This is a genomic window from Nonomuraea sp. B208 (assembly GCF_057536035.1).
This window is the reverse complement of sequence record NZ_BAAJOU010000026.1, coordinates 38,512-59,004: the sequence shown is the minus strand read 5'-3', so window position 1 is coordinate 59,004 and position 20,493 is coordinate 38,512. Positions and strand designations below refer to the sequence as shown.

Sequence of the window (20,493 nt, the reverse complement as noted above, 5' to 3'; positions counted from 1 at the left end):
CGGCCCTCACGCCTCCGGCCGCCGCGTGAGGCGGAGCTTGGACTGCTTGTGCAGCGGCTCCCAGTCCGCCATGAACGTCGCCGTGAAACCGTGGCGGCCGGCCAGCTCCACCAGCGTCTCCGTGCGGTAGTAGAAGTCCTCGCGCAGCACCTGGTGCTCGCGGCCCTCGGTGCGGTCGAAGGTGAAGTCGAAGTGCGCCTCCGGCTTCATCACCCGCCCGACATGCGCGAAGCACTCCTCGATGACCTCCAGCGGCGAGTGCGAGAAGACGCTGTGGGCGTGCACGACGTCGAAGAAGCCGCTGGGCAGGAACTCCAGCCGCAGGTCGCGGACCGGCGTCAGGTGCGGCAGCTTGTCCATCAGGCCGTAGCGGACGAGGGTGTCCTGGGCCGCCATGAGGATGTCGGGCGAGATGTCGAGGCCGTAGTAGTTGCCGGTGTGCAGGTAGTCGATGAACAGCCGGCCGGCGCGCAGGTTGCCGCAGCCGATCTCCAGCATCCGGCACTCGGGCTTCAGCCCGTGCCTCACGAGGTAGTCGAACTGGGTGCGGCCGAGCGCGAGCCAGCGCCTGTGCGTGTGCGAGCCGACCGCGCCCTCCGGGTCGCGGGCGGTGTCGGAGCGCATGACGCGCCGGTAGTAGGCGATGTGGTCGTGGCTGCGCAGGCGGAACCAGGTGTCGCGGGCCAGGCGCCGCAGGTGCGGCGCGATACGGTGCGGATGTCCCGCGGCGTAGGCCATCTGGTGGACGAGGCTCGATCGGGTACGTCTCACGCTACGAACGTAGGTCAGCCGCCGGTGCGGTCAGCAGGCCCTTGCGGCACTCTTGAGTGCTTGTTTGCGCAGCCTTTCTCGCCACCGGCGGAACACCCACGCGCGTGGGCTAGCTCAGGTAGTCGCGCAGCGCCAGTGACCGGGAGGGGTGGCGCAGCTTGGACATCGTCTTGGCCTCGATCTGCCGGATGCGCTCACGGGTGACGCCGTAGACCCTGCCGATCTCGTCGAGCGTGCGCGGCTTGCCGTCGGCCAGGCCGTAGCGCATGGTGATGACGCCCGCCTCCCGCTCGGAGAGCTGGTCGAGCAGGTGGTGGAGCTGCTGCTGGAGCAGCGTGAACGACACCGCGTCGGCCGGGGAGACGGCCTCGGTGTCCTCGATGAGGTCGCCGAACTCGCTGTCGCCCTCCTCGCCGAGCGGCATGCTCAGCGAGACCGGCTCGCGTCCGTAGCCCTGGACCTCGATGACCCGGTCGGGTTCGAGGTCGGTCTCGGCGGCGATCTCCTCCGGGGTCGGCTCGCGGCCGAGGTCGCTCTGCAGGCGGCGCTGCACCCGCGCGACCTTGTTGATGAGCTCGACCATGTGGACGGGGATGCGGATGGTGCGGGCCTGGTCGGCCATGGCCCTGGTGATCGCCTGCTTGATCCACCAGGTCGCGTAGGTGGAGAACTTGTAGCCGAGCCGGTAGTCGAACTTCTCGATGGTGCGGATCAGGCCGAGGTTGCCCTCCTGGATGAGGTCGAGGAAGAGCATGCCGCGGCCGGTGTAGCGCTTGGCGATGGAGACCACCAGCCGCAGGTTGGCCTCCAGCATGCGGCGCTTGGCCTCGACGCCGTCGGCGGCGATCCACTCCAGGTCGCCCCTCAGCTCGTCGGAGAGCCCCTCCTCGGTGTCGAGGCGTTCGCGCGCGAACAGGCCGGCCTCGATGCGCTTGGCGAGGTCGATCTCCTGCTCGGCGGTGAGGAGCGGCACCCGGCCGATCTCCTTGAGGTAGGCCTTGACCGAGTCGGCGCCGAGCGGCGCACCGCCGTCGGCGCTGGTGTCGTCCAGTTCTAGAACCTCTGCTGCTTCGGACAAGACTTTCTCCTCGCTCGCTTTGGACGGACGCACGGAACGTGGTGAGAACGGGACTACGGCATCGCCACCTCGAACATCACGGAACAACCACCGGCCGCACGGGCCGCCCAACTTCCAAGCTACCCAACGGGGGCGACTCGACAGCACGCTCAGGCCGTCGGGCTCCCCTCGCGCCCGCTGTCCGTCCTGGGCGGCAGCCAGGTGAACCTCCCCTCCTCGACGCCGGCGAACGCCATCAGGCGCGCCCCCTCGGCCTCCAGCTCCTCACGCACCCGGGCGGGCAGCGGGTGGAAGGGCTCGGCCGTCAGCACTCCACCACCAAGGTTCCACATGCCACCGACAAATCCGTCGACGAGGAACGTGGGATAGATCGCGGCGCCGACGCAGACCGCCTTGCGCTGCTCGGCGGTCATGAACCGGCCGCGGTCGGCGTAGGCGACGACGAGGTTGTCGAACCAGGGCAGGAAGCGCACGGGCGCGGGCGTGCCGGGGTCGGCGAGCGGCAGGCCGTCCAGGTCGTAGAGGACGCGGCCGGTCTCGTCCCGGTAGGTCCGCAGGTCCGGCATGCCCTCCATGACCGTACGCAGCCGGGTGAGCCCCGACCAGGCCTGCACGTCCATCACCGACGCGGGGCCGAACGCCGCTAAGTACCGCCGCACCAGCCGCTCGGCGGCGAACCCGGTGTCGAGGGGGCGGCCCAGCCAGTGCTCGGCCAGGGTGAACGGCGTGGCGCCGCCGCGGCCCCAGACGCCGTTGGGCGGGGTGTGGACGATGGGCAGCAGCGTCTGCACCGCGTAGCCGAGCGCCACCGGGTCGGCCTGCGGCCACCGCTCGCGCAGCAGGTCACGGATCTGGGGCCGGGTGAGGACGCGGCCGTCGCGGTGCGCGTCCGCCAGGTGGGCGCGGGCCAGCTCGGTGAGCTCCGCGTGGTCCACGTCCTTGAGGGCGCGGCCGAAGGCGCCCTTCCTCGCGCGGTCGAGGACCGGCTGCACGAGCGGGCGCAGCCACACGTAGTCGTCGGCGAGCGAGAGGTGCTGGGTGGCGCGCAGCAGCGTCCCCCGGACGACCTGCCCGCCGTGGAGGAGGGCGGTCAGGTCGTCCTGGGTGAAGGAGGCGAGGCGCGACCAGAGCCCGATGTACGGCGCGTCGGCCTCCTGTCCCTGCAGCGCGACCAGCCGCTCGACGGCCTCGGCGGGAGGCAGGGCGGCGCGGGCCAGCAGGAGCTGGCGGTCCAGGGTCGTACGGTTGAGCACCCGGCGGTCGAGGATCATTCGCCGAGCGTAGGCGTCAATGCGGCAAGGTTGATTCCGCATTGAGCAGGTCGTCGAGGGCGGCGCGCAGGTGCCCGGCGAGCTCCCAGGCGTCGGGGATCATCGTCCGGTCGGTGACGACGCCGATGTCGAGCGAGCCGTTGTAGGAGAAGGCGGTGATGTTGACGCCGCCGCTGACGTCCGTGATCACCGAGACGGGATAGTGGGTCAGCAGCAGGTTGCCGCACACGTACAGCGGGAACTGGGGGCCCGGCACGTTCGAGATGATCACGTTGATCGGCGGGACGGTCTCCCCCACCAGCGCGAACGCCGAGCGCGAGGCCAGCCCCATGAGCGCGGCCGGCATCGAGGCGCTGAACTCGCGCAGCCAGCGCGCCGGCGCCAGCGCGAAGCGGTCCTTGATCCGGCGCATGGCCCTGCGCACCTCGTGCAGCCGCTCGACGGGGTCGGCGACGTGCGTGGCGAGCGGCGCGGTCATGATCGTCACCTGGTTGCCCGGCCCCGGCATCCCGGCCTCGCGCAGCGAGAACGGCACCCCGGCCACCAGCGGCCGGCCGGGCACGCCGCCGTGCCCGGCCAGCCAGCCGCGCAGCGCGCCCGCGCACACCGCCATGACCACGTCGTTGACGGTCACGCCGAACGCCTTGCGCACCGCCTTGACCTCCTCCAGTGGCAGCGACACGTACGCGAACCGCCGGTGCTGCGAGACCGGCCCGCTGAACGGGGTCCGCGGCGCGGGCAGGGCGGGCAGCCCGGGCACGCCGCCCGCGCCGGCCATCCTGCGGGCGAGCCCGGACAGCAGCCGGGTGCCGGGCAGCCACGACACGACGGGGATCTCGTCCAGGTACGGCACGGCCGCCGCGGCGAACCTGACCGCCCGCGCCGGGTTCGCCGCCAGCCTGGCCAGGCCGCGCGCCACCATCTCCGCCTGCCCGGGCGGCGGCTCGTCCCGGTCGGGCTGTGGTTCCTCCGTGCCGGGCGCGGGCGGGGGCGGCGGCTCGGGGGTGGTGTCGAGCAGCGCGGCCAGCACGTCGGCGCCGCCGATGCCGTCCACGGCGGCATGGTGGATCTTGGTGTAGAGGCCGGTGCGGTCGCCGGACAGGTTGTGGACGAGGTAGATCTCCCACAGCGGCCGGCTCCGGTCCAGCCGGCGGGCGTGCAGCCGGGAGACCTGCTCGGCGAGCTGCCGGTCGTCGCCGGGCCCCGGCAGGCCGATCTCGCGGACGTGGTAGTCGAGGTCGAGGTCGTCCTCCTGCACCCAGTACGGGTGGTCCAGCCCGAACGGCACCGGCGCCAGCCTGCGCCGCAGGGCGGGCACGGACGGCAGCCGCCGTTCGAGCAGAGCCTGCAGGTCGGCGCGGTTGAGCCGGCCCTCCAGGATGGCGAGGCCGGCGATGTTCGCGACGTTCGTGGCGGTCTCGATGCTGAGGAACTGCGCGTCCAGGGCGGTGAGCTGCGGCACGGCGTACCACCTCCGTCCCGAACAAATCAGACTCCGTCCGGCGCGGCAAGCACCGTCAGGCCGTGACCTCCAGGTCGTGGGCGGCGGCGTCGGGCTCGGCGAAGGCCAGCATCCGCAGGCCCTCCTCCGCCACCGCGTCCCGGGGGAACTTCGCCTCGAAGGGGCTGATGAGCAGCTTCGCCTTCTTGCCCGAGCGCTTGATCTGCCACGTCCCCGCCGCGAACCCGTCCACCAGGACGACCGCCCGCACCCGCAGGTTCTTGGTGGTGACCAGGCCCTTGTACGCGTCGGCCAGCAGCCGGGTGCGGTCGGCGTGGCCGAGGACGAGCGTGTCGAAGTCCGGCAGGAACCGCACCGGCGCGGGCACGTCGCCGCCCGGCCGGGGCGCGCCCGGCAGGTCGAACAGCTCCTTGCCGGCGGGCCCGGCGAGCCGGTCCAGCTCCATCGCCTCCATGACCGGCCGCAGCCCGGCGAGCCCCGACCAGGCCTGCACGTCGGCGGGCGTGGCGGGGCCGTACGCGGCCAGGTAGCGCTCGACGAGCGCCTGCGGGCGCGGCTCGGGGTCCAGGCCGATGCCGGGCGGGGCGAAGGCGGGGTCGCGCGGGAAGCTCCACCGGTCGTCGGTCGGCACGACGGCGAGGGGGGTCAGCATGCGCACGGCGTAGCCGAGGGCGCGGTCGTTCGCGCCGGGGAACTCCTCCAGCAGCTTCGGGCGCAGCTCGTTGAACGTGTGCGGCCGCTCGGCCAGCATCCGGCCGGCGGCGGCGACCACGGCCGCGGCGTCGTAGCCGTCGAAGCGGCGCGCCGCGGCGGCCAGCACGGGCGCGAGCAGCGGCCGGAACGCCGCGAAGTCCGCCGCCGTCACCAGGTGCAGCGTGGCCCGCCACATCGTGGCCCGCAGCACGGTTCCGGCGTGCAGGGCGTCGTGCAGTCCGGTCCGTTCGAAGTTCGCCAGCCGCGACCACACCCCGAGGTACGGCGGGCGCGGCTCCTGCGCCTGCAGCCCGGCCAGCCGGTGCACGACGTCCGTCACGTCGCCTTCGTACCGGTCGAGCAGGTGCTGCCGGGACAAGGTCGCACGGTTGAGGTCGCGGAGGGTGAGCATTTACCTATCATGCCCTTCCCCATCAAAGCGGTACGCGCCTGCTACCCCGCTCTCAACGACGGCTACGCCTATCTCGACGGTGCCGCAGGCACGCAGACCCCGCGCTCGGTGATCGAGGCCATCTCCGACGCCTACCGCGGCGGGATCGGCAACGTGGGCGGCGCGTTCCCCGCCAGCCACCGCTCCGACGCGATCGTGGCCGCCTGCCGCGCCGCCGTGGCCGACCTGGTCGGCGGCGACCCGCGCGGCGTGATCCTCGGCCCGAACATGACCACGCTCACCTACCGCCTGTCCCGGGCGCTCGCCGGGCCCGGGGACGAGGTCGTCGTCTCCCGGCTCGACCACGACGCCAACGTCCGCCCCTGGACGCAGACCGGCGCGACCGTGCGCTGGGCCGAGGTGGACCCGGTGACCGGCGAGCTGCCCGTCGAGCAGTACGCGAGCCTCGTCAACGAGCGCACCCGCGTGGTGGCCGTGACCGCGGCCAGCAACATCATCGGCACCCGTCCCGACGTGGCCGCCATCGCCGAGCTCGCCCACCGGGCGGGGGCGCTGATGTACGTGGACGGCGTGCACGCCGCCGCCCACGGGCCGGTGGACATGCGGGCGCTCGGGGCGGACTTCTACGCCACGAGCGCGTACAAGTGGTCGGGGCCGCACGTCGGCGCGGTGGTGGCCGACCCGGCGCTGCTGGAGACGCTCCGGCCGGACAAGCTGGCCTCCTCGCCCGACACGGTGCCGGAACGGTTCGAGACGGGCACGGCGGCCTTCGCCGACCTGGAGGGCGTGACGGCCGCCGTGGACCACCTGGCGGCGATGGTGCCGGGCACCGGCAACCGGCGCGAGCGGCTGCTCGCCTCGATGGCGGCGGCGGAGGAGCACGAGATGGAGCTCTTCGGCGTCCTGATCGAGGGCCTGGAGACGCTGCCGGGCGTCACGGTGTACGGCAAGCCCGCCCGGCGCACCGCCACGGCGTACTTCACCGTCGCCGGGCGGACGCCGCGCGAGGTGGCCGAGCACCTGGCCCGGCTGCGGGTCAACGTCTGGAACGGCCACAACTACGCCTGGGAGCTGACGGGCGCGATGGGCATCCGCGACACGGGCGGAGCCGTGCGCGCCGGCCTCGTGCCCTACAACGACCGCTCCGACGTGGACCGTCTCCTGGAGGGCGTCGCCCAGCTGGCCTGACCGCACCGCTCCCCTGCCCCGGCCCCGCCCCGGCCCCTGCCCCGGCGGCCCGGGGCAGGGGCGGACGGGTCAGCCGGCGAGGCGGGGCAGGACGCCGGTGTTGTGCAGGCGGTCGCGGGCGGCCGCGATGGCCTCCGTCGTGGTGGCGAAGACCTGGCCGGCCTCGCTGAGCCGGGCGATCACCCCCAGCGCCTCCAGCGGCTGGTGGTGGCCGTCCGGGATGCCGGAGACGTAGACGAGGATGCCGCGCCGTTCGAGACGTTCGATGGCGTCGCCGAGCACCAGCGCCCCGCTGGCGTCGATGCCGGTGACCCGTGACATGCGCAGCACGACCACCGACACGCCGGTCACCGCCGACAGCTCCCGCAGGAACCGGTGGGCCGCCGCGAAGAACAGCGGGCCCGCCAGCCGGTAGGTGACGATGTGCTCGGCGAGCAGCGCGTGCTCGTCCTCGGTGTGCTGCAGGTGCTCCTCGTGGCGCAGCGGCTCGGGGTCGAGGCGGGTGTTGCGGGCGAGCTGGCGCAGCGCGAGCGCCCCCGCCACCACGAGCCCCACGACGATGGCGAGCACCGTGTCGAGGATGAGCGTGGCGACGGCGGTGAGCACCAGGACGACGGCGTCGGACCGGGTGGAGCGGAACAGGGCGCGCACGGTGCCGACCTCGATCATCCTGATGGAGGTGGCGAGCAGCACGCCGGCCAGCGCGGCGAGCGGGATCTTGGACACCAGCTCGGCCCCGGCGTAGACGATGGCGGCGAGGATGCCCGCGTGCGAGAGCGCCGCGAGGCGCGAGCGGGCGCCGGCGCGCACGTTGACCGCGGTGCGGACCATCGCGCCCGTGCCGGGCATGCCGCCGAACATCGGCGCCACCAGGTTGGCGACCCCCTGCCCGAACAGCTCCCTGTCGGGGTCGTGCCGGGGACCCCGCGTCATGCCGTCCGTGACGGAGGCCGACAGCAGGGACTCCAGCGCGGCGAGGGCGGCCACCGCGACGGCCGGCCCGACCAGCGACGGCAGCACGGCGGCGTCGAGGAAGCCGAGCGAGGGCGCGGGCAGCCCGGTGGGCAGGGTGCCGATGCGGGCCAGCGGCAGCTCGGCCGTCTCGGCGACGACGGCGGTGACGACCACGACGAGCAGCGAGAACGGCACCGTGGGCCGCAGGCTCGCCCCCACGAGCAGCACGGCGGCCACGGCGATGGTGACGGACATGGCCCACCAGTGGGGGCGGGCCAGGAAGTCGAGCAGGGCGTGCCAGGCGACGACGGCGACCTTGTCGTGGCCGCTGGCCGGCACGCCGAGTGCGGTGGGGAGCTGCTGCAGCCCGATCACGCAGGCCACGCCCACGGTGAACCCGGCCACCACCGGGGCGGGCACGAGCGCGATGCAGCGGCCCGCGCGGGCCAGCGCGAGCACGATCAGCAGCAGCCCGGCCAGCACGCCGACGGCGAGCACCCCGGAGGGGCCGTGCGTGCTCATGATCGGGATGAGGATGACGGTCATGGCGCCGCTCGTGCCGGACACCTGGACCCGTGAGCCGCCGAAGAAGGCGGCGAGCGCTCCGGCGACGATGGTCGTGGCGAGGGCGGACTCGGCGCCCATGCCGGAGCTGATGCCGAAGCCGAGCGCGAGCGGGAGGGCGACGATCGCCACGGTGAGCCCGGCCACGAGGTCGCGGCGCGGGGTGCGGGTCATGGCGACGAGGCCGGCGGGGTCGGGCAGGACCGCGCGCAGCCGCTCCCAGGCGAAGGAGAGCCGGACGGCGGTCACGATCCGTGATCCTTCACAATCACCGGGTAATCGCATTTATCCGTAAATGGGCCTTCCATTGTCACTCCTTCTGGTAAAGAATCCCGCAACGCTCATTGCATGACGATGCACATCGTCAGGGCGTTGTTCAGAATATCAAGCGCACCTTGGACGACCTGGTTGAACACCGGCTTTCTCGCGTACAGCGGAAAGCACCATTACCGGATTAATAACCATTCATCGTCAACAGGGAGAATGCCCGGTTCGCGGCATCAATAGCCTCCGGCTCGACCTCGGCGAGCGGACGGCCATCGGCGAGCCACTGCCAGATGCGGCGGGACAGCACCCGCTGCGCGGCCAGCGTCTGGGCGGCGAGCAGCGCGGCGGTCAGGTCGTCCAGCCCGCCCGACTCCACGAGCACGCCGGCGAGCGCCTGCTCGTCGCGGGAGATCTGCTGGAACATCCGCGCCTGGAGGCTGGGCGTCGAGAACACCATGCGGTGGAAGGCCATGACCTCGGGGTGGTCGTTGAGCCCGGTGACGGGGTCGCGGCGGGCGAGCCCGTCGAGGAAGTGGCGGCGCAGCGCCTCCAGCGGCGTCTCCCCCTCGGCCCGCGCCCGCACCACGCGGGCGGACTCGCCCTCGTGGTCGGCGATGCGGTGCAGGACGAGGTCCTCCTTGGCCGGGAAGTACTTGAACAGCGTCGGCTTGGACACCCCGGCCGCCGCCGCGATCTCGGTGACCGGCACCTCGTCGAAGCCCCGCCGCAGGAACAGCCCGATCGCCGCGGCGGAGATGGCCTCACGCACGCGCTGCCGCTGGAGCTCCCGGAGTCCCGTCACGGCGCCCACTCTAGCAAAGTGTTAACCTGGTCAAAATATTGACCGAGTTAACACTTTGAGGAGGCGCGATGGGGACGCTCGACGAGGAGCGCGCGTACGTCGAACGCTGCCGGGCGGGCCTCCGCCGCATGCTGGAGGGCGCGCGCGACAACGTGATCGTCGGCGAGACCGTGGCCGGCGACCGCTACAGCGCCGAGCGGCTGGGCCGCCACCTCAAGAGCCTCGCCAAGGAGCTGAGCGAGGAGCCGGAGGGCCCGCCGTTCTTCGGCCGCCTCGACTTCGGCGCGGACTCGGCCGAGCACCGGGGGCGCGCGTACCACATCGGGCGCCGGCACATCACCGGCGAGCACGGCGGCCCGCCCGTCGTGATCGACTGGCGCGCGCCGGTCGCGCGGGCCTTCTACCGCGCCGGGGCCCGCGATCCCCAGGGCGTCGCGGTGCGCCGCAGGTTCGGGTGGTCGGGCATGACGCTGACCTCGTACGAGGACGAACGGCTCGACCGGGGCGAGGAGGGCGGGGGCCGCCTCCTGGCCGCCGAGATCGAACGCCCCCGCGTCGGCCCCATGCGCGACATCGTCGCCACCATCCAGCCCGAGCAGGACGACCTCGTCCGCGCCGGCCTCGACGTGAGCGTCTGCGTCCAGGGCGCGCCGGGCACCGGCAAGACGGCGGTGGGCCTGCACCGGGCCGCCTACCTGCTCTACGCGCACCGCCGCCGTCTCGAACGCGGCGGCGTGCTCGTCCTCGGCCCGAACCGCGCCTTCCTCGGCTACATCTCCGCCGTCCTGCCCGCGCTCGGTGAGGTGGACGTCGAGCAGACCACGCTGGAGCGGCTGCTCGCGACCGTGCCCGTCACCGCCGCCGACCGCGAGGAGGCGGCGGCCGTCAAGCACGACGCCCGCATGGCGGAGGTGCTGCGGAGGGCGCTGTACGGGCGCATACGCAAGCCCGTCGAGCCGGTCACCGTGGCCGACGGCTCCTACCGGTGGCGGGTCGGGGAGGACGAGCTGCGCCGCATCGTGGACGACGCCCGCCGCGCCGCGCTCCCGTACGGCGTGGGCCGCGAGCGCGTGCACGCGCGGACGCTCGAAGCGGTCCGCCGCCGGGCCGAGGCCCGCGGCGTCACCGTCAACGCCGCCTGGAGCCGCAGGACGGCCCGCGCGCTCGCCCCCGCCCTCGACGCACTCTGGCCGCCGGTCAAGCCGGAGGAAATCCTGTACGAGGTCCTGAGCGGCCCGGCGGACGACGGCGCGGACCCGGCGCGCGGGGTGCTGACCGACGCGGAACGGGCCGCGATCACCTGGACCCGGCCCCCGCGCGGCCCCAGGAGCGCCAAGTGGACGGCCGCCGACGTGGTGCTGCTCGACGAGATCGCCGGGCTGATCGAACGCCCGCGCGGCTACGGCCACGTCATCGTGGACGAGGCCCAGGACCTGTCCCCGATGGAGTGCCGCGCGGTGGCCAGGCGCAGCGAGCACGGCTCGCTCACCGTGCTCGGGGACCTGGCCCAGGGCACCACGCCGTGGGCGGCGGCCTCGTGGCCGGAGCGGATGGCGCTGCTCGGCAAGCCCGAGGGCGAGGTCGTGGCGCTGACGACCGGCTTCCGGGTGCCGGGGGCCGTGGTGGAGCTGGCCAACGGGCTGCTGGAGTCGCTGGAGGCGGACGTGCCGCCGACGCGGTCGTACCGGTCGGACGGGCGGGTGCGGGTGACCGCCGTCGAGGAGCTGGGGAAGGGGGTGGTGGCGGCGGTGCGGGAGGCGTACGGGTTCGAGGGGTCGATCGGGGTGATCGCCGCCGACCCGGAGGCCGCGGAGCTGGCCGCGGCGCTGCGTGACGAGGGCTTCGACCTCGGCGACCGGCTCAGCGTGGTGGAGGCGTCGCTGGTCAAGGGGCTGGAGTACGACCACGTGGTGGTCGCCGAGCCTGCCGCCATCGCCGAGGGCGAGCGGCGCGGGCTCAACCGGCTGTACGTGGCGCTCACCCGGGCCGTGTCCCGGCTCGACGTCGTCCACGCGCGGCCGCTCCCGCCCCAGCTCGCCCGCACGGGGACAACGGGCTGACAAGGCCCAGGCGGAGGTGTGTGATGGAGGTCCCCGCCGGAAGGAGCCCGCCCGGTGCCCCACCCCGACGCTCCATCCCCGGACGACGCCGCGCGGCGGCGCCGGGGAATCGATCAGGTGCCGTCGGTTCTCGGGTGCGTGTGCGCGGCGGTGGCCGTGCTGTACGCGCCCGTCCTGTTCGGGCTGGCGGGCATCGTCCTGGGGGTCCTGGGCCACCTGCGGGGCGAACCCCTGGGCCGGTGGGCCGCGCTGGCCGCGGGCGCGGGCATGGGGGCGGGGACGGTGCTGACGCTGGTGCTGGAGAGCGTCAGGTGAGACGCCCGATCGTCACGTCCCGCCGCGCGCGGGGCGGGCGTGAGATCATGTACGGGTGCTGTCGCCGATCGACGTGTTGCGCGAGGAGGTGGCCGCCCGGCTGGCCGCGTTCGACCGGCGGGAGGTGCCGCCGGTGGGCGGCGTTCGCCGGGCCGCCGTCACCGTGTGCGTGCTGGAGGACCCCGGCGGCGTCCCGTACACGGTGGTGATCAAGCGGGCCTCGCGGGGCCGCAACCCGGGGCAGTGGGCGCTGCCCGGCGGCCGGCTGGACGGCGGCGAGCAGCCGGTGGAGGCGGCGCTGCGCGAGCTGGCCGAGGAGACGGGCCTGACCGGGGTCGAGGTGGCGGGGCTGCTCGACGACTTCGTCACCGACTCGGGGTTCGTGATCACGCCGGTGGTGGCGTTCGGCGGCCGGCAGCGGCCGGTGGCCGATCCGCGTGAGGTGGCGTCGGTGCACGAGGTGCCGCTGGAGTGGTTCCTGGCGCCGGGGGTGCCGCGGTGGGAGGGCGAGCTGCTGCAGATGCCGCTGGGGCCGTCCATCGTGATCCACGCGCCCACGGGGGCGATTCTGTGGCAGTTCGCCGAGGTGGCCCTGCGGGGGCGCGAGCAGCGGGTCTTCGACGTCGTCCAGCCGCACTGGACGCGGACATGACCACGCCGTCGGCGAGCCGGTGGAATAGCGGGCCCCGAACGTCCGTTAGCATCAAGAGGCCGATGTGGTTAGTGTCCCCCGGGCCGCAAATTACCGCCTTCACGGAATACCGTTCGGCTGGAGCCGTGTTGTGCACCTCGCCGAGGAGGCGACCGCCACATCGGCCTCAATCTTTCCAGGCGCTCCGCTCACCGGCGGAGCGCCTGCTCTATGGTGGGTGGCCGAACGCCCGATGATCCAGGAGAGCCTGTTGCTTTACGAAGTGGTCAAGTTCGCCGCCGCTCCGCTGACGCACGCGATGTGCCGGCCGCACATCACCGGCGCGGCGCACGTACCGAGGAGCGGGCCCGGGATCCTGGCCGCCAACCACCTGTCGGTGCTCGACTCGTTCCTGCTGCCCGCGCTGCTGCCGCGGCACGTGACGTTCACGGCGAAGAACGAGTACTTCGACGGCAACCCGATCTCCGGCTTCTTCATGCGCATCGGGCGGAGCCTGCCGATCGACCGTGAGAGCGCCCACGCCGGTCAGGCGATGCTGGAGGAGGCCGCGGCGCTGCTGGAGCGGGGCGAGCTGTTCGGCATCCACCCCGAGGGCACCCGCTCCCCCGACGGCCGCCTCTACCGCGGCAAGATCGGCGTGGCCTGGCTGACGCTGAAGACGGGCGCGCCGGTGCTGCCGGTGGCGCTCAGCGGCACCGAGAAGGTGCTGCCGCTGGGCTCGAAGGTGCCGCGCCCGGCGCGGATCGGCATCGCGATCGGCGAGCCGATGCGTTTCGAGGGCGACTACCGCAGCGCCCGTGACCGGCGGCGGGTCACCGACGAGGTCATGGCCGCCATCCAGCGGCTCTCCGGGCAGGAATACGTGCCCGTCTACGCCTCCAGCGTCAAGGGGGCCGACGGAGCGGCCGTGGCCCGCACGACGTCGGCGGAGGCGGGGGGCTGATCGGTGGCACGGGGCCGGACCATCGCGATCGTGTCCACCGCGGCCGTGCTCGCGGTGGGAGCCGCGGCCGGCGGCGCCTACTACGTGCTGCACACCCGGGGCACTCCCGCCGGCACCGCGCAGCGGTTCGTCGCGGCTTGGCAGTCCGGTGACGCCGCCGCGATGGCCAGGGAGCTGGCGACACCGCAGCAGCTCGGCGTCTACGAGCAGCAGCGCACCGCGCTCGGCGTGGAGCGCACCTCGGTCCGGCTGGGCCAGGTGACCGAGGGCGACGGCAAGGCCCGAGTCCCCTACACCGTGACGCTGAAGCTGAAGAACATCGGCGACTGGTCCTACGACGGCCGGCTCGACCTGGTCGTGGCCGACCGCACCTGGAAGGTCGACTGGTCGCCCACGGCCCTGCATCCCCAGCTCACGGACGGGGCCACGTTCTCGGTCAAGACGCGCTGGCCGCAGCGGGCGGAGATCACCGACGCCGACGGCGGGCGCATCGACGACGGCTCGGCCGGCGGCTCGGTGCAGCAGCTCGTCGGCTACCTGGACAAGGCGTCCAAGGACGACGTCGCCAAGCTCGGCTCGGCCTACAAGACAGGCCAGGCGATCGGCCGCGGCGGGCTGCAGGAGACGTTCCAGAAGCGGCTGGCCGGCACCCCCTCCACCGACATCAAGCTCGGCGGCAAGACGCTGGAGACCATCGAGGGCGCCGAGGGCGAGCCGGTCAAGACCTCGCTCGACCCCCGTGCCCAGGCCGCCGCCGTGGCCGCGGTGAAGGACGTGGAGAAGCCGACCTCCATGGTGGCGATCCGGCCCTCGACCGGGGAGATCCTGGCGGTGGTCAACAACCGCGGCGGGTTCAACCGGGCGCTGGACGGCCGCTATCCGCCGGGTTCGACGTTCAAGGCGGTCACCGCGATCGGGCTGCTGGCGGCCGGCTTGTCGCCGGAGGACACCGTCACCTGCCCCGAGTACGCCACCGTCGGCGGCCTGAAGATCCGCAACTCCGACAACGAGGCGTTCGGTTCGCTGTCGTTCCTGGACTCCTTCGCCCACTCGTGCAACACGACCTTCGCGCCGCTCGCCCAGTCGAAGCTGGGCGGGACGAAGCTGCTGAAGACGGCCGAGGCGGTCGGCTTCAACCAGCCGCTCAACATCGGCGTCCCGGCGACCCCGGCGAGCTTCCCCAAGCCGGAGTCGGACGCCGAGCTCGCGGCGGAGTCGTTCGGGCAGGCCAGGATCACCGCCAGCCCCCTGTCGATCGCCTCGGTGGCGGCCGCCATCGCCGACGGCACGTGGCGTCCGCCGACGCTGGTGCCGTCGCTGAAGCAGAAGGCGGCCGAGCGCAAGCTGCCCGGCGGGGTGAAGAGCCGGCTCCACACGATGATGGCGGCCGTCGTCACCAAGGGCACCGCCAAGAAGGCCGGCCTGCCCGCGGGCACGCGCGGCAAGACCGGGACGGCCGAGTACAACGTCGGCGACAAGCTGGAGACCCACGCCTGGTTCATGGGGTTCAAGGGCGACGTGGCGTTCGCGGTGATCGTGGAGGGCGGCGGCGGGGGCGGCGCGGTGGCCGCGCCGGTCGCCGCCACCTTCCTGAAGAACTTCTAACCGGCCGGCCGCAGGAAGCGGCGGACCTCCGCCGCGACCTGTTCCGGCCTGCCGCGCATCGCGGCGTTCGAGGTGGCGCTGTGGTCGAGGCCGGGCAGGTCCACACGCTGGCAGCGGGGCAGCACTCCGCGCAGGGCGGCGAGGGCGTTCCTGAGGTAGGCGGGGCTCCTCGTGCCGCCGAGCAGCAGCACCTCGGCCTGCACCCGGCGGTAGGCGTCGAGGTCGTCGGCGGTCTCGGCGACGACCTGGACGTCCTGGCGGAGGGTCGGGGCGAGCTCGCGGAACGTCGGCTCGCCGTGGGCGGCCGTCCTGTCCTGCCGTTTGAGCATCGCGGTGGTCATGGCCTCCAGCAGGGGCCGGGGCAGCAGGCCGAGGAACGCCGGGCCCATGCGGGTCCCCAGCATGCCGGTGACCAGCGCGGCGGGGACGCGGCCCGCGGCGAACTCCCTGTCGAAGCGCTCCAGCCAGCCGGTCGGGTTGGAGCCGTCGAGGTCGAGGGGCGGCTCGAAGGCGACGACCGTACGCAGCTCCGGGCGTGCCAGTGCGGTGCGCAGGGCGACGATGGCGCCCGAGCTGACGCCCATGACGTGCTCGGCGCCGGTCGCGGCGAGCAGCGCGGAGAGGTCCTCGACCTCGCGGGCGAGCCCGTAGCGGGGTCCTGCCGGGCCGCTGCGGCCCCGGCCGCGCCGGTCGGGGACGTAGCAGGTGAACGCGCCGGACAGGGCCTCGGCCAGCTCGATGTTGCCCTGCCCGGTCTGCATGGCGCCGTGCAGCAGCACCAGGCCGGGGCCGTCGCCGCCGAGGCGGCGGTAGGCGATCTCCGTGCCGTCCTGCGACGTCACGCGGTCAAGTGTGATCATGTTCGCTCCCCATGGTCGGGACCGCGGCGGGGAGCCCGGCTATTGTTGCCGTTGCCACCTCGTGGCCGGGGTCCGCGCCGCGGGTCTGTCGGATGCGAGGTCACCCGGCGGCGGTGTGCCAGCACCGCCGCCGGGTTCTTGCTTCAGTCGTCCAGGCGTCCCCTTTCGGCCGCGGCGGCCACGTCGTCGGGGAGCCGGCCGGTCTCGCGGTAGGCGCGCCAGGCGTCCAGGCCGGGGAACGTGCCGTCCGCGAGCTCGGCGAGCAGGGCGCGCACCCAGGCGGCCTCGGCCTGCCGCATCGCGAGCGCGTACTCGGCCTCCAGGAGGAACAGCCGGGGCACCTCCCGTCCGTCGCGTTCCAGCTCGTCCCGGTCTGCCGCGACGTGCCGCTCGAGGACGGCGAGCCGCCGCCGCAGCAGCTCGGTGACCTCGTCGGGGCCGAGGCCGCCGAGGACCGACAGCCCGGCCTCGAACGCCGACGGCTCGTCCGCGGGGGCCGCGAGCAGCTCCCGCGTCCAGTCGGCGGCCTCCGCGAGGCCGGCGTCGGTGACGCGGTAGACGGTCCGCTCGGGGCGGGCGCCCTGGCGGTTGCTCTCCACGGCGGCGATCAGGCCGTGTTTCTCCAGGTTGCCGACCACCGTGTAGAGGGAGCCCCATTTGATCCGCATGTCGCGGTCCTTGGCTCGGGCCCGCAGGACCGAGGCCATCTCGTACGGATGCATAGGGCGCTGCACGAGCACGGTGAGCACGGCCAGTCCCAGCAGGTTGCGTACGGGCCGCCGCTTCGCCATGTCGTTTCTCCTTTACTCGTCAGCGATTATACGTCTGCGAGTAATTTCTGACAATGGTTCCGCGCTTTGCATGCAATGTATGCAAAGGGCTAAGATCCATCCCATGCAGACCGATGTGGCGTGCAGCCGGTTGCGGGAGCTGATTCTCGGCGGGGCCTATCCGCCGGGCGCGCGGCTCACCGAGATGGAGGTGGCCGCGAGCCTGCGGATGAGCCGGACCCCCGTACGGGAGGCGCTGCGGGCGCTGGCCGCCGACGGCCTGGTCCGGCCGGCCGGGCGCGGCGTCACGGTCGTCGCCCTGGAGGAGGGCGACCTGGACGAGGCCTACCAGGTGCGGGCCGCTCTGGAGGCGCTCACCGCCGAGCTGGCCGCGGTGCGGCAGCGCGAGGGCCGCATCGCCCCCGCCGACCTGCGCGCGCTGCACGACGTCGCGGCGCGGACGGCGACCGCCACGGCAGAGGGGCGTCTGGCCGACGCCGTGCCGCTCAACCGCCGCTTCCACCAGACGATCGCGGAGCTGGCCGGCAACGCCCTGGCGCTGCGCACGCTGGAGCGCGTCTGGGACCAGATCCAGGTGTCCACGCTGCGCTCGCTGGCGCCGCCAGACCGGCACGCGTACGTCTCCGCGCAGCACGAGGACCTGCTCGCCGCGATCACGGCGGGCCGCCCCGAGGAGGCCGCCGCCGTCGCCCGCGCCCACGTCCTGGACACCCGTACGACCACGAGCCGAGCACCCGAACCGCGATCCGAGGGAGAGCACCCATGAACCGCCACCACACCTACGCCACCGTCGTGACCTGGACCGGCGACAAGGGCACCGGCACCAGCGGCTACCGCGACTACGCCCGCGACCACGAGCTGTCCGCCGACGGCCCGGCCGCCGTCATCCCCGGCAGCTCCGACCCGGCCTTCCGCGGCGACGCGTCCCGCTGGAACCCCGAGCAGCTGCTGGTCGGGGCGCTGTCGCAGTGCCACATGCTGTCCTACCTGCACCTGTGCGCGGTCAACGGGGTCGTCGTCACCGCGTACGTCGACCGCGCCGGCGGCACGATGGAGCAGACCGCAGCGGGCGGCCACTTCACGGAGGTCGTGCTGCGTCCCGAGGTCACGGTGGCCGCCCCGGAGATGGCGGAGAAGGCCGCCGCCCTGCACGCCGACGCCCACAAGGCCTGCTTCATCGCCTCCTCCGTGAACTTCCCGGTACGCCACGAGCCGGAGATCCGCGTCGCGACGACGTCGTCATGAAAACAGGTTGTGCAGGACGTTCACCACGATCATGGTGAGGAGATGACTGCACGACCGTCCGCCTCGTTGCCGGGATTCCCGCCCGAGGCGCGCCTGCTGATCGTCAACGCCGACGACTTCGGACTCCACCCCGAGGTCAACGAGGCCGTCATCCGGTCGATCGAGGACGGCGTCGCCGCCTCGTGCAGCCTCATGACGCCCTGCCCGGGAGCGGCGCACGCGATGGCGCTGCTGCGCGACCGGCCGGAGATCCCGTTCGGTGTCCATCTGACGCTGGTGTGCGAGCAGCCGGGCCGCCCGTGGGGCCCGCTCGCCCCGCGGGCGCTGATCCCGTCGCTGCTGGACGCCGCCGGCGGGTTCCCCTCCTTCGAGGACGCTCCGGGCGTGCTGGCCCGCGCCCGGCTGGACGAGATCGAGATCGAGTTCCGGGCGCAGCTCCGAGCCGTGCTGGACGCGGGACTGGAGCCTTCGCACCTGGACTGGCACTGCCTGGCCGACGGGGGGCGTCCGGACGTGTTCGAGCTGACCCTGGAGCTGGCCGACGAGCACGGCCTGGCGGTGCGGGCCTGGCTGGAGCCGTCGCGGGAGCTGCTGCGCGCCCGCGGGCTGCCCGCGCTCGACCACGACTTCCTGGACAGCTTCGCCCTGGACGTCGCGGGCAAGGCCGAGGCGTACGCCCGCGCGCTGCGCGAGCTGCCGCCCGGCCTGAGCGAGTGGGCGGTGCACCCCGGCCTCGGCGGGCCCGCGTCACAGGCCGCCGACCCCGACGGGTGGCGGGTGCGCCGCGGCGACCACGAGTTCCTGACCTCGCCGCAGGCTCGCGAACTGCTACGGCAGGAAGGGATCACCGTGCTCGGCTACGGCGACATCCGCCGCGCCTGGGCGGAACGGCGCTGAGGGCGGCAGAGAGCCCTTACCGTGCCTGGACCGGACGGCGCGCTGAGGGCGTCAGCGAGCCCCCGCCGAGGCGGGGATCGGGGCGGTGTCGGTGGCGAGCTCGGCTGCCGGTTCGCCGGGCACCGCGCCCAGCGACAGCCCCGCGGCGGGCTCGTTGTGCAGGACCATGATCAGGAGTGTGGAGACCAGCGTGGCGATGAGCACCCAGCTGACCAGGATGATGACCGTCGAGCGGCGCGGCCGGCGCCAGGCGCCGGGCTGCCCCTGAGACCTGGCCTCGCTGCGACGGACTCGTTCGTTGAACGACTCGAGCCGTGCGACGAGTCGCGGATCATCCTCGACGAGGTACTGCTCGATCTGGGCGAGCATCCGCTCCTCGTCCTGCGACCAGGCCATACGTGCACCTCCGGAACGCAAGCTCTGTGGCCTCTTCCTGCCCAACCATGAAGATCATTAGCCACGGCCTGACCAGGTAATTGCACCCTCTTTTCGGTTTGCGATCAAGCTCGAACTTTTGTTCTAATCATGGCATGCGCTGGGACAACCTGCGCCTGACCGCCGATGGTGAGGCCGATCCGTCCGTCCCGCTGTTCGCTCGCGGAGCGGTCACGCGGACGTTCGACACGCCCGAGTTCCAGGGCATGACCTTCTACGAGATCCAGGCCCGCTCGATCGTCAACCGCGTGCCGGCCGCCAGTCGCGTGCCGTTTGAGTACACGATCAACCCCTATCGCGGCTGCAGCCATCGGTGTGTTTACTGTTTTGCCCGGAAAACGCACGAATATCTTGATCTGGATTCCGGGGCGGACTTCGACTCCAAGATCGTGGTCAAGGTCAACGCCGCCGAGCTGGCCCGCAGGGAGCTGGCCTCGCCGCGCTGGGGCGGCCACCACATCGCCATGGGCACCAACGTCGACTGCTACCAGCGCGCCGAGGGCCGCTACCGCCTGATGCCCGGCATCCTGACCGCGCTGAGCGAGGCCGCCAACCCGTTCTCCATCCTCACCAAGGGCACGCTGATCCTGCGCGACCTCGATTTGCTCGCCGAGGCGGCCGAGGTCACCGAGGTGAGCGCCGCCGTCTCGACCGGGTTCGTCGATCCGGAGGCCTGGCGGGCGGTCGAAGCGGGCGCGCCCCACCCGATGCGCCGCCTTGAGGTCTGCCGCACGCTCAACGACCACGGCATCGCGTGCGGGGTGCTGATGGCGCCGGTCCTCCCCTACCTCACCGACTCCCCCGCCCAGCTCGAACGCACCGTCAAGGCGGTCGCCGAGGCGGGCGCCACGTACGTGACTCCCATGGTGCTGCACCTGCGGCCGGGGGCCCGCGAGTGGTGGCTGCGCTGGCTCTCCCGCGAGCACCCGCGCCTGGTGCCGCGCTACCTGGAGCTCTACGGGCGCGGCGCCTACGCGCCCAAGGCCTACCAGGCGGGGATCACGGCGCAGGTGCGCGAGCTGGCGGAGCGTTTCGGCGTCGGCCGCGGCGTCCCGGCGTCGGCCCGCCGCCGCCGGCTCCGCCCGGCCCCGCAGGACGGCCCAGGGCAGGGCCCGCAGCACGGCCTGGGGCACGATCTGGGACAGGGCTCGCCGCCTGAGCAGCTTCGGCTGCTGTGAGGCGCACATAGGCGGCATGTCGGGTTTCGTGCACAAATGGGTAGCAATGA

Annotated in this window: 19 protein-coding genes and 1 pseudogene; 10 read left to right on the top strand and 10 right to left on the bottom strand. The window is 73.1% G+C overall.

Annotated features, from left to right (window positions below):
- Positions 1–6: 6 nt before the first annotated feature.
- The 5 genes and pseudogenes from AC27IY_RS31470 to AC27IY_RS31450 form a co-directional block, all read right to left on the bottom strand.
- The gene (locus AC27IY_RS31470; protein WP_344215880.1) at positions 7–738 is read right to left on the bottom strand and encodes a class I SAM-dependent methyltransferase; all 732 of its coding nucleotides are present in this window, start codon (positions 736–738) and stop codon (positions 7–9) included.
- Between the two features lie 142 nt (positions 739–880).
- Positions 881–1,786: pseudogene (locus AC27IY_RS31465) on the bottom strand (RNA polymerase sigma factor); the annotation flags it as partial.
- A gap of 212 nt (positions 1,787–1,998) precedes the next feature.
- Positions 1,999–3,120, bottom strand: a complete 1,122-nt coding sequence (locus tag AC27IY_RS31460; protein ID WP_487180105.1) for a winged helix DNA-binding domain-containing protein — start codon at positions 3,118–3,120, stop codon at positions 1,999–2,001.
- Between the two features lie 16 nt (positions 3,121–3,136).
- The gene (locus tag AC27IY_RS31455; RefSeq protein WP_487180104.1) at positions 3,137–4,582 is read right to left on the bottom strand and encodes a WS/DGAT/MGAT family O-acyltransferase; all 1,446 of its coding nucleotides are present in this window, start codon (positions 4,580–4,582) and stop codon (positions 3,137–3,139) included.
- 55 nt (positions 4,583–4,637) lie between these two features.
- A complete protein-coding gene (locus AC27IY_RS31450; RefSeq protein ID WP_364452606.1) occupies positions 4,638–5,687 on the bottom strand; it encodes a winged helix DNA-binding domain-containing protein in 1,050 nt (349 codons plus the stop codon).
- A gap of 9 nt (positions 5,688–5,696) precedes the next feature.
- Here AC27IY_RS31450 and AC27IY_RS31445 point away from each other — a divergent pair, with 9 nt between their 5' ends.
- A complete protein-coding gene (locus AC27IY_RS31445; RefSeq protein WP_344215357.1) occupies positions 5,697–6,875 on the top strand; it encodes a cysteine desulfurase-like protein in 1,179 nt (392 codons plus the stop codon).
- Between the two features lie 69 nt (positions 6,876–6,944).
- Here the strand turns inward: AC27IY_RS31445 and AC27IY_RS31440 are convergent, their stop codons facing one another.
- Complete coding sequence (locus AC27IY_RS31440; RefSeq protein WP_364452609.1) at positions 6,945–8,642, bottom strand: SulP family inorganic anion transporter; 1,698 nt, start codon at positions 8,640–8,642, stop codon at positions 6,945–6,947.
- A 205-nt stretch (positions 8,643–8,847) separates the two neighbouring features.
- Positions 8,848–9,462: a TetR/AcrR family transcriptional regulator gene (locus AC27IY_RS31435; RefSeq protein WP_487180103.1), complete on the bottom strand. Its 615-nt coding sequence runs from the start codon at positions 9,460–9,462 to the stop codon at positions 8,848–8,850.
- 68 nt (positions 9,463–9,530) lie between these two features.
- On the opposite strand from AC27IY_RS31435, the gene AC27IY_RS31430 reads away from it, so the two are divergent.
- The 5 genes from AC27IY_RS31430 (at position 9,531) to AC27IY_RS31410 (ending at position 15,037) form a co-directional block, all read left to right on the top strand.
- Positions 9,531–11,522, top strand: coding sequence for a HelD family protein (locus AC27IY_RS31430; protein WP_487180102.1), 1,992 nt, complete (start codon positions 9,531–9,533; stop codon positions 11,520–11,522).
- 54 nt (positions 11,523–11,576) lie between these two features.
- Positions 11,577–11,837 carry a hypothetical protein gene (locus AC27IY_RS31425; RefSeq protein ID WP_487180101.1) on the top strand — a complete coding sequence of 87 codons (261 nt, stop codon included), beginning with the start codon at positions 11,577–11,579 and terminating at the stop codon, positions 11,835–11,837.
- Between the two features lie 55 nt (positions 11,838–11,892).
- Positions 11,893–12,489, top strand: coding sequence for an NUDIX hydrolase (locus AC27IY_RS31420; protein ID WP_487180100.1), 597 nt, complete (start codon positions 11,893–11,895; stop codon positions 12,487–12,489).
- Positions 12,490–12,739: 250 nt separating this feature from the next.
- Positions 12,740–13,432 carry a lysophospholipid acyltransferase family protein gene (locus tag AC27IY_RS31415; protein WP_344215368.1) on the top strand — a complete coding sequence of 231 codons (693 nt, stop codon included), beginning with the start codon at positions 12,740–12,742 and terminating at the stop codon, positions 13,430–13,432.
- A 30-nt stretch (positions 13,433–13,462) separates the two neighbouring features.
- A complete protein-coding gene (locus AC27IY_RS31410) occupies positions 13,463–15,037 on the top strand; it encodes a penicillin-binding transpeptidase domain-containing protein (protein ID WP_487180099.1) in 1,575 nt (524 codons plus the stop codon).
- On the opposite strand, the gene AC27IY_RS31405 is transcribed toward AC27IY_RS31410, so the two are convergent.
- Entirely contained in the window at positions 15,034–15,897 is an 864-nt protein-coding gene (locus AC27IY_RS31405) for an alpha/beta fold hydrolase (RefSeq protein WP_487180098.1), read from the bottom strand. The genes AC27IY_RS31410 and AC27IY_RS31405 overlap by 4 nt on opposite strands.
- A gap of 143 nt (positions 15,898–16,040) precedes the next feature.
- Positions 16,041–16,688: a PadR family transcriptional regulator gene (locus tag AC27IY_RS31400; protein ID WP_487180097.1), complete on the bottom strand. Its 648-nt coding sequence runs from the start codon at positions 16,686–16,688 to the stop codon at positions 16,041–16,043.
- A 103-nt stretch (positions 16,689–16,791) separates the two neighbouring features.
- Between AC27IY_RS31400 and AC27IY_RS31395 the strand changes: the two genes are divergently transcribed.
- From AC27IY_RS31395 to AC27IY_RS31385, 3 genes are read left to right on the top strand one after another with little or no spacing between them, the layout of a single operon-like run.
- Positions 16,792–17,454: a GntR family transcriptional regulator gene (locus tag AC27IY_RS31395; protein ID WP_487180096.1), complete on the top strand. Its 663-nt coding sequence runs from the start codon at positions 16,792–16,794 to the stop codon at positions 17,452–17,454.
- Positions 17,451–17,933, top strand: a complete 483-nt coding sequence (locus AC27IY_RS31390; RefSeq protein ID WP_344215380.1) for an OsmC family protein — start codon at positions 17,451–17,453, stop codon at positions 17,931–17,933. The genes AC27IY_RS31395 and AC27IY_RS31390 overlap by 4 nt, the downstream gene beginning before the upstream one ends.
- A 42-nt stretch (positions 17,934–17,975) precedes the next feature.
- Positions 17,976–18,830, top strand: coding sequence for a carbohydrate deacetylase (locus AC27IY_RS31385; RefSeq protein WP_487180095.1), 855 nt, complete (start codon positions 17,976–17,978; stop codon positions 18,828–18,830).
- A 51-nt stretch (positions 18,831–18,881) separates the two neighbouring features.
- Here AC27IY_RS31385 and AC27IY_RS31380 read toward each other — a convergent pair whose 3' ends face one another.
- Positions 18,882–19,226: a DUF3040 domain-containing protein gene (locus tag AC27IY_RS31380; protein WP_487180094.1), complete on the bottom strand. Its 345-nt coding sequence runs from the start codon at positions 19,224–19,226 to the stop codon at positions 18,882–18,884.
- A 134-nt stretch (positions 19,227–19,360) separates the two neighbouring features.
- Between AC27IY_RS31380 and AC27IY_RS31375 the strand changes: the two genes are divergently transcribed.
- Entirely contained in the window at positions 19,361–20,443 is a 1,083-nt protein-coding gene (locus tag AC27IY_RS31375) for an Rv2578c family radical SAM protein (RefSeq protein WP_487180093.1), read from the top strand.
- The last annotated feature ends 50 nt before the right edge of the window (positions 20,444–20,493 follow it).

Excerpts from the sequence above, each read along its gene's own strand:
- AC27IY_RS31470 (WP_344215880.1), bottom strand. The coding sequence starts at position 738 with ATGGCCTACGCCGCGGGACATCCGCACCGTATCGCGCCGCACCTGCGG.
- AC27IY_RS31460 (WP_487180105.1), bottom strand. The coding sequence starts at position 3,120 with ATGATCCTCGACCGCCGGGTGCTCAACCGTACGACCCTGGACCGCCAG.
- AC27IY_RS31450 (WP_364452606.1), bottom strand. The coding sequence starts at position 5,687 with ATGCTCACCCTCCGCGACCTCAACCGTGCGACCTTGTCCCGGCAGCAC.
- AC27IY_RS31445 (WP_344215357.1), top strand. The coding sequence starts at position 5,697 with ATGCCCTTCCCCATCAAAGCGGTACGCGCCTGCTACCCCGCTCTCAAC.
- AC27IY_RS31430 (WP_487180102.1), top strand. The coding sequence starts at position 9,531 with ATGGGGACGCTCGACGAGGAGCGCGCGTACGTCGAACGCTGCCGGGCG.
- AC27IY_RS31405 (WP_487180098.1), bottom strand. The coding sequence starts at position 15,897 with ATGATCACACTTGACCGCGTGACGTCGCAGGACGGCACGGAGATCGCC.
- AC27IY_RS31400 (WP_487180097.1), bottom strand. The coding sequence starts at position 16,688 with ATGGCGAAGCGGCGGCCCGTACGCAACCTGCTGGGACTGGCCGTGCTC.
- AC27IY_RS31395 (WP_487180096.1), top strand. The coding sequence starts at position 16,792 with ATGCAGACCGATGTGGCGTGCAGCCGGTTGCGGGAGCTGATTCTCGGC.
- AC27IY_RS31390 (WP_344215380.1), top strand. The coding sequence starts at position 17,451 with ATGAACCGCCACCACACCTACGCCACCGTCGTGACCTGGACCGGCGAC.
- AC27IY_RS31385 (WP_487180095.1), top strand. The coding sequence starts at position 17,976 with ATGACTGCACGACCGTCCGCCTCGTTGCCGGGATTCCCGCCCGAGGCG.
- AC27IY_RS31380 (WP_487180094.1), bottom strand. The coding sequence starts at position 19,226 with ATGGCCTGGTCGCAGGACGAGGAGCGGATGCTCGCCCAGATCGAGCAG.
- AC27IY_RS31375 (WP_487180093.1), top strand. The coding sequence starts at position 19,361 with ATGCGCTGGGACAACCTGCGCCTGACCGCCGATGGTGAGGCCGATCCG.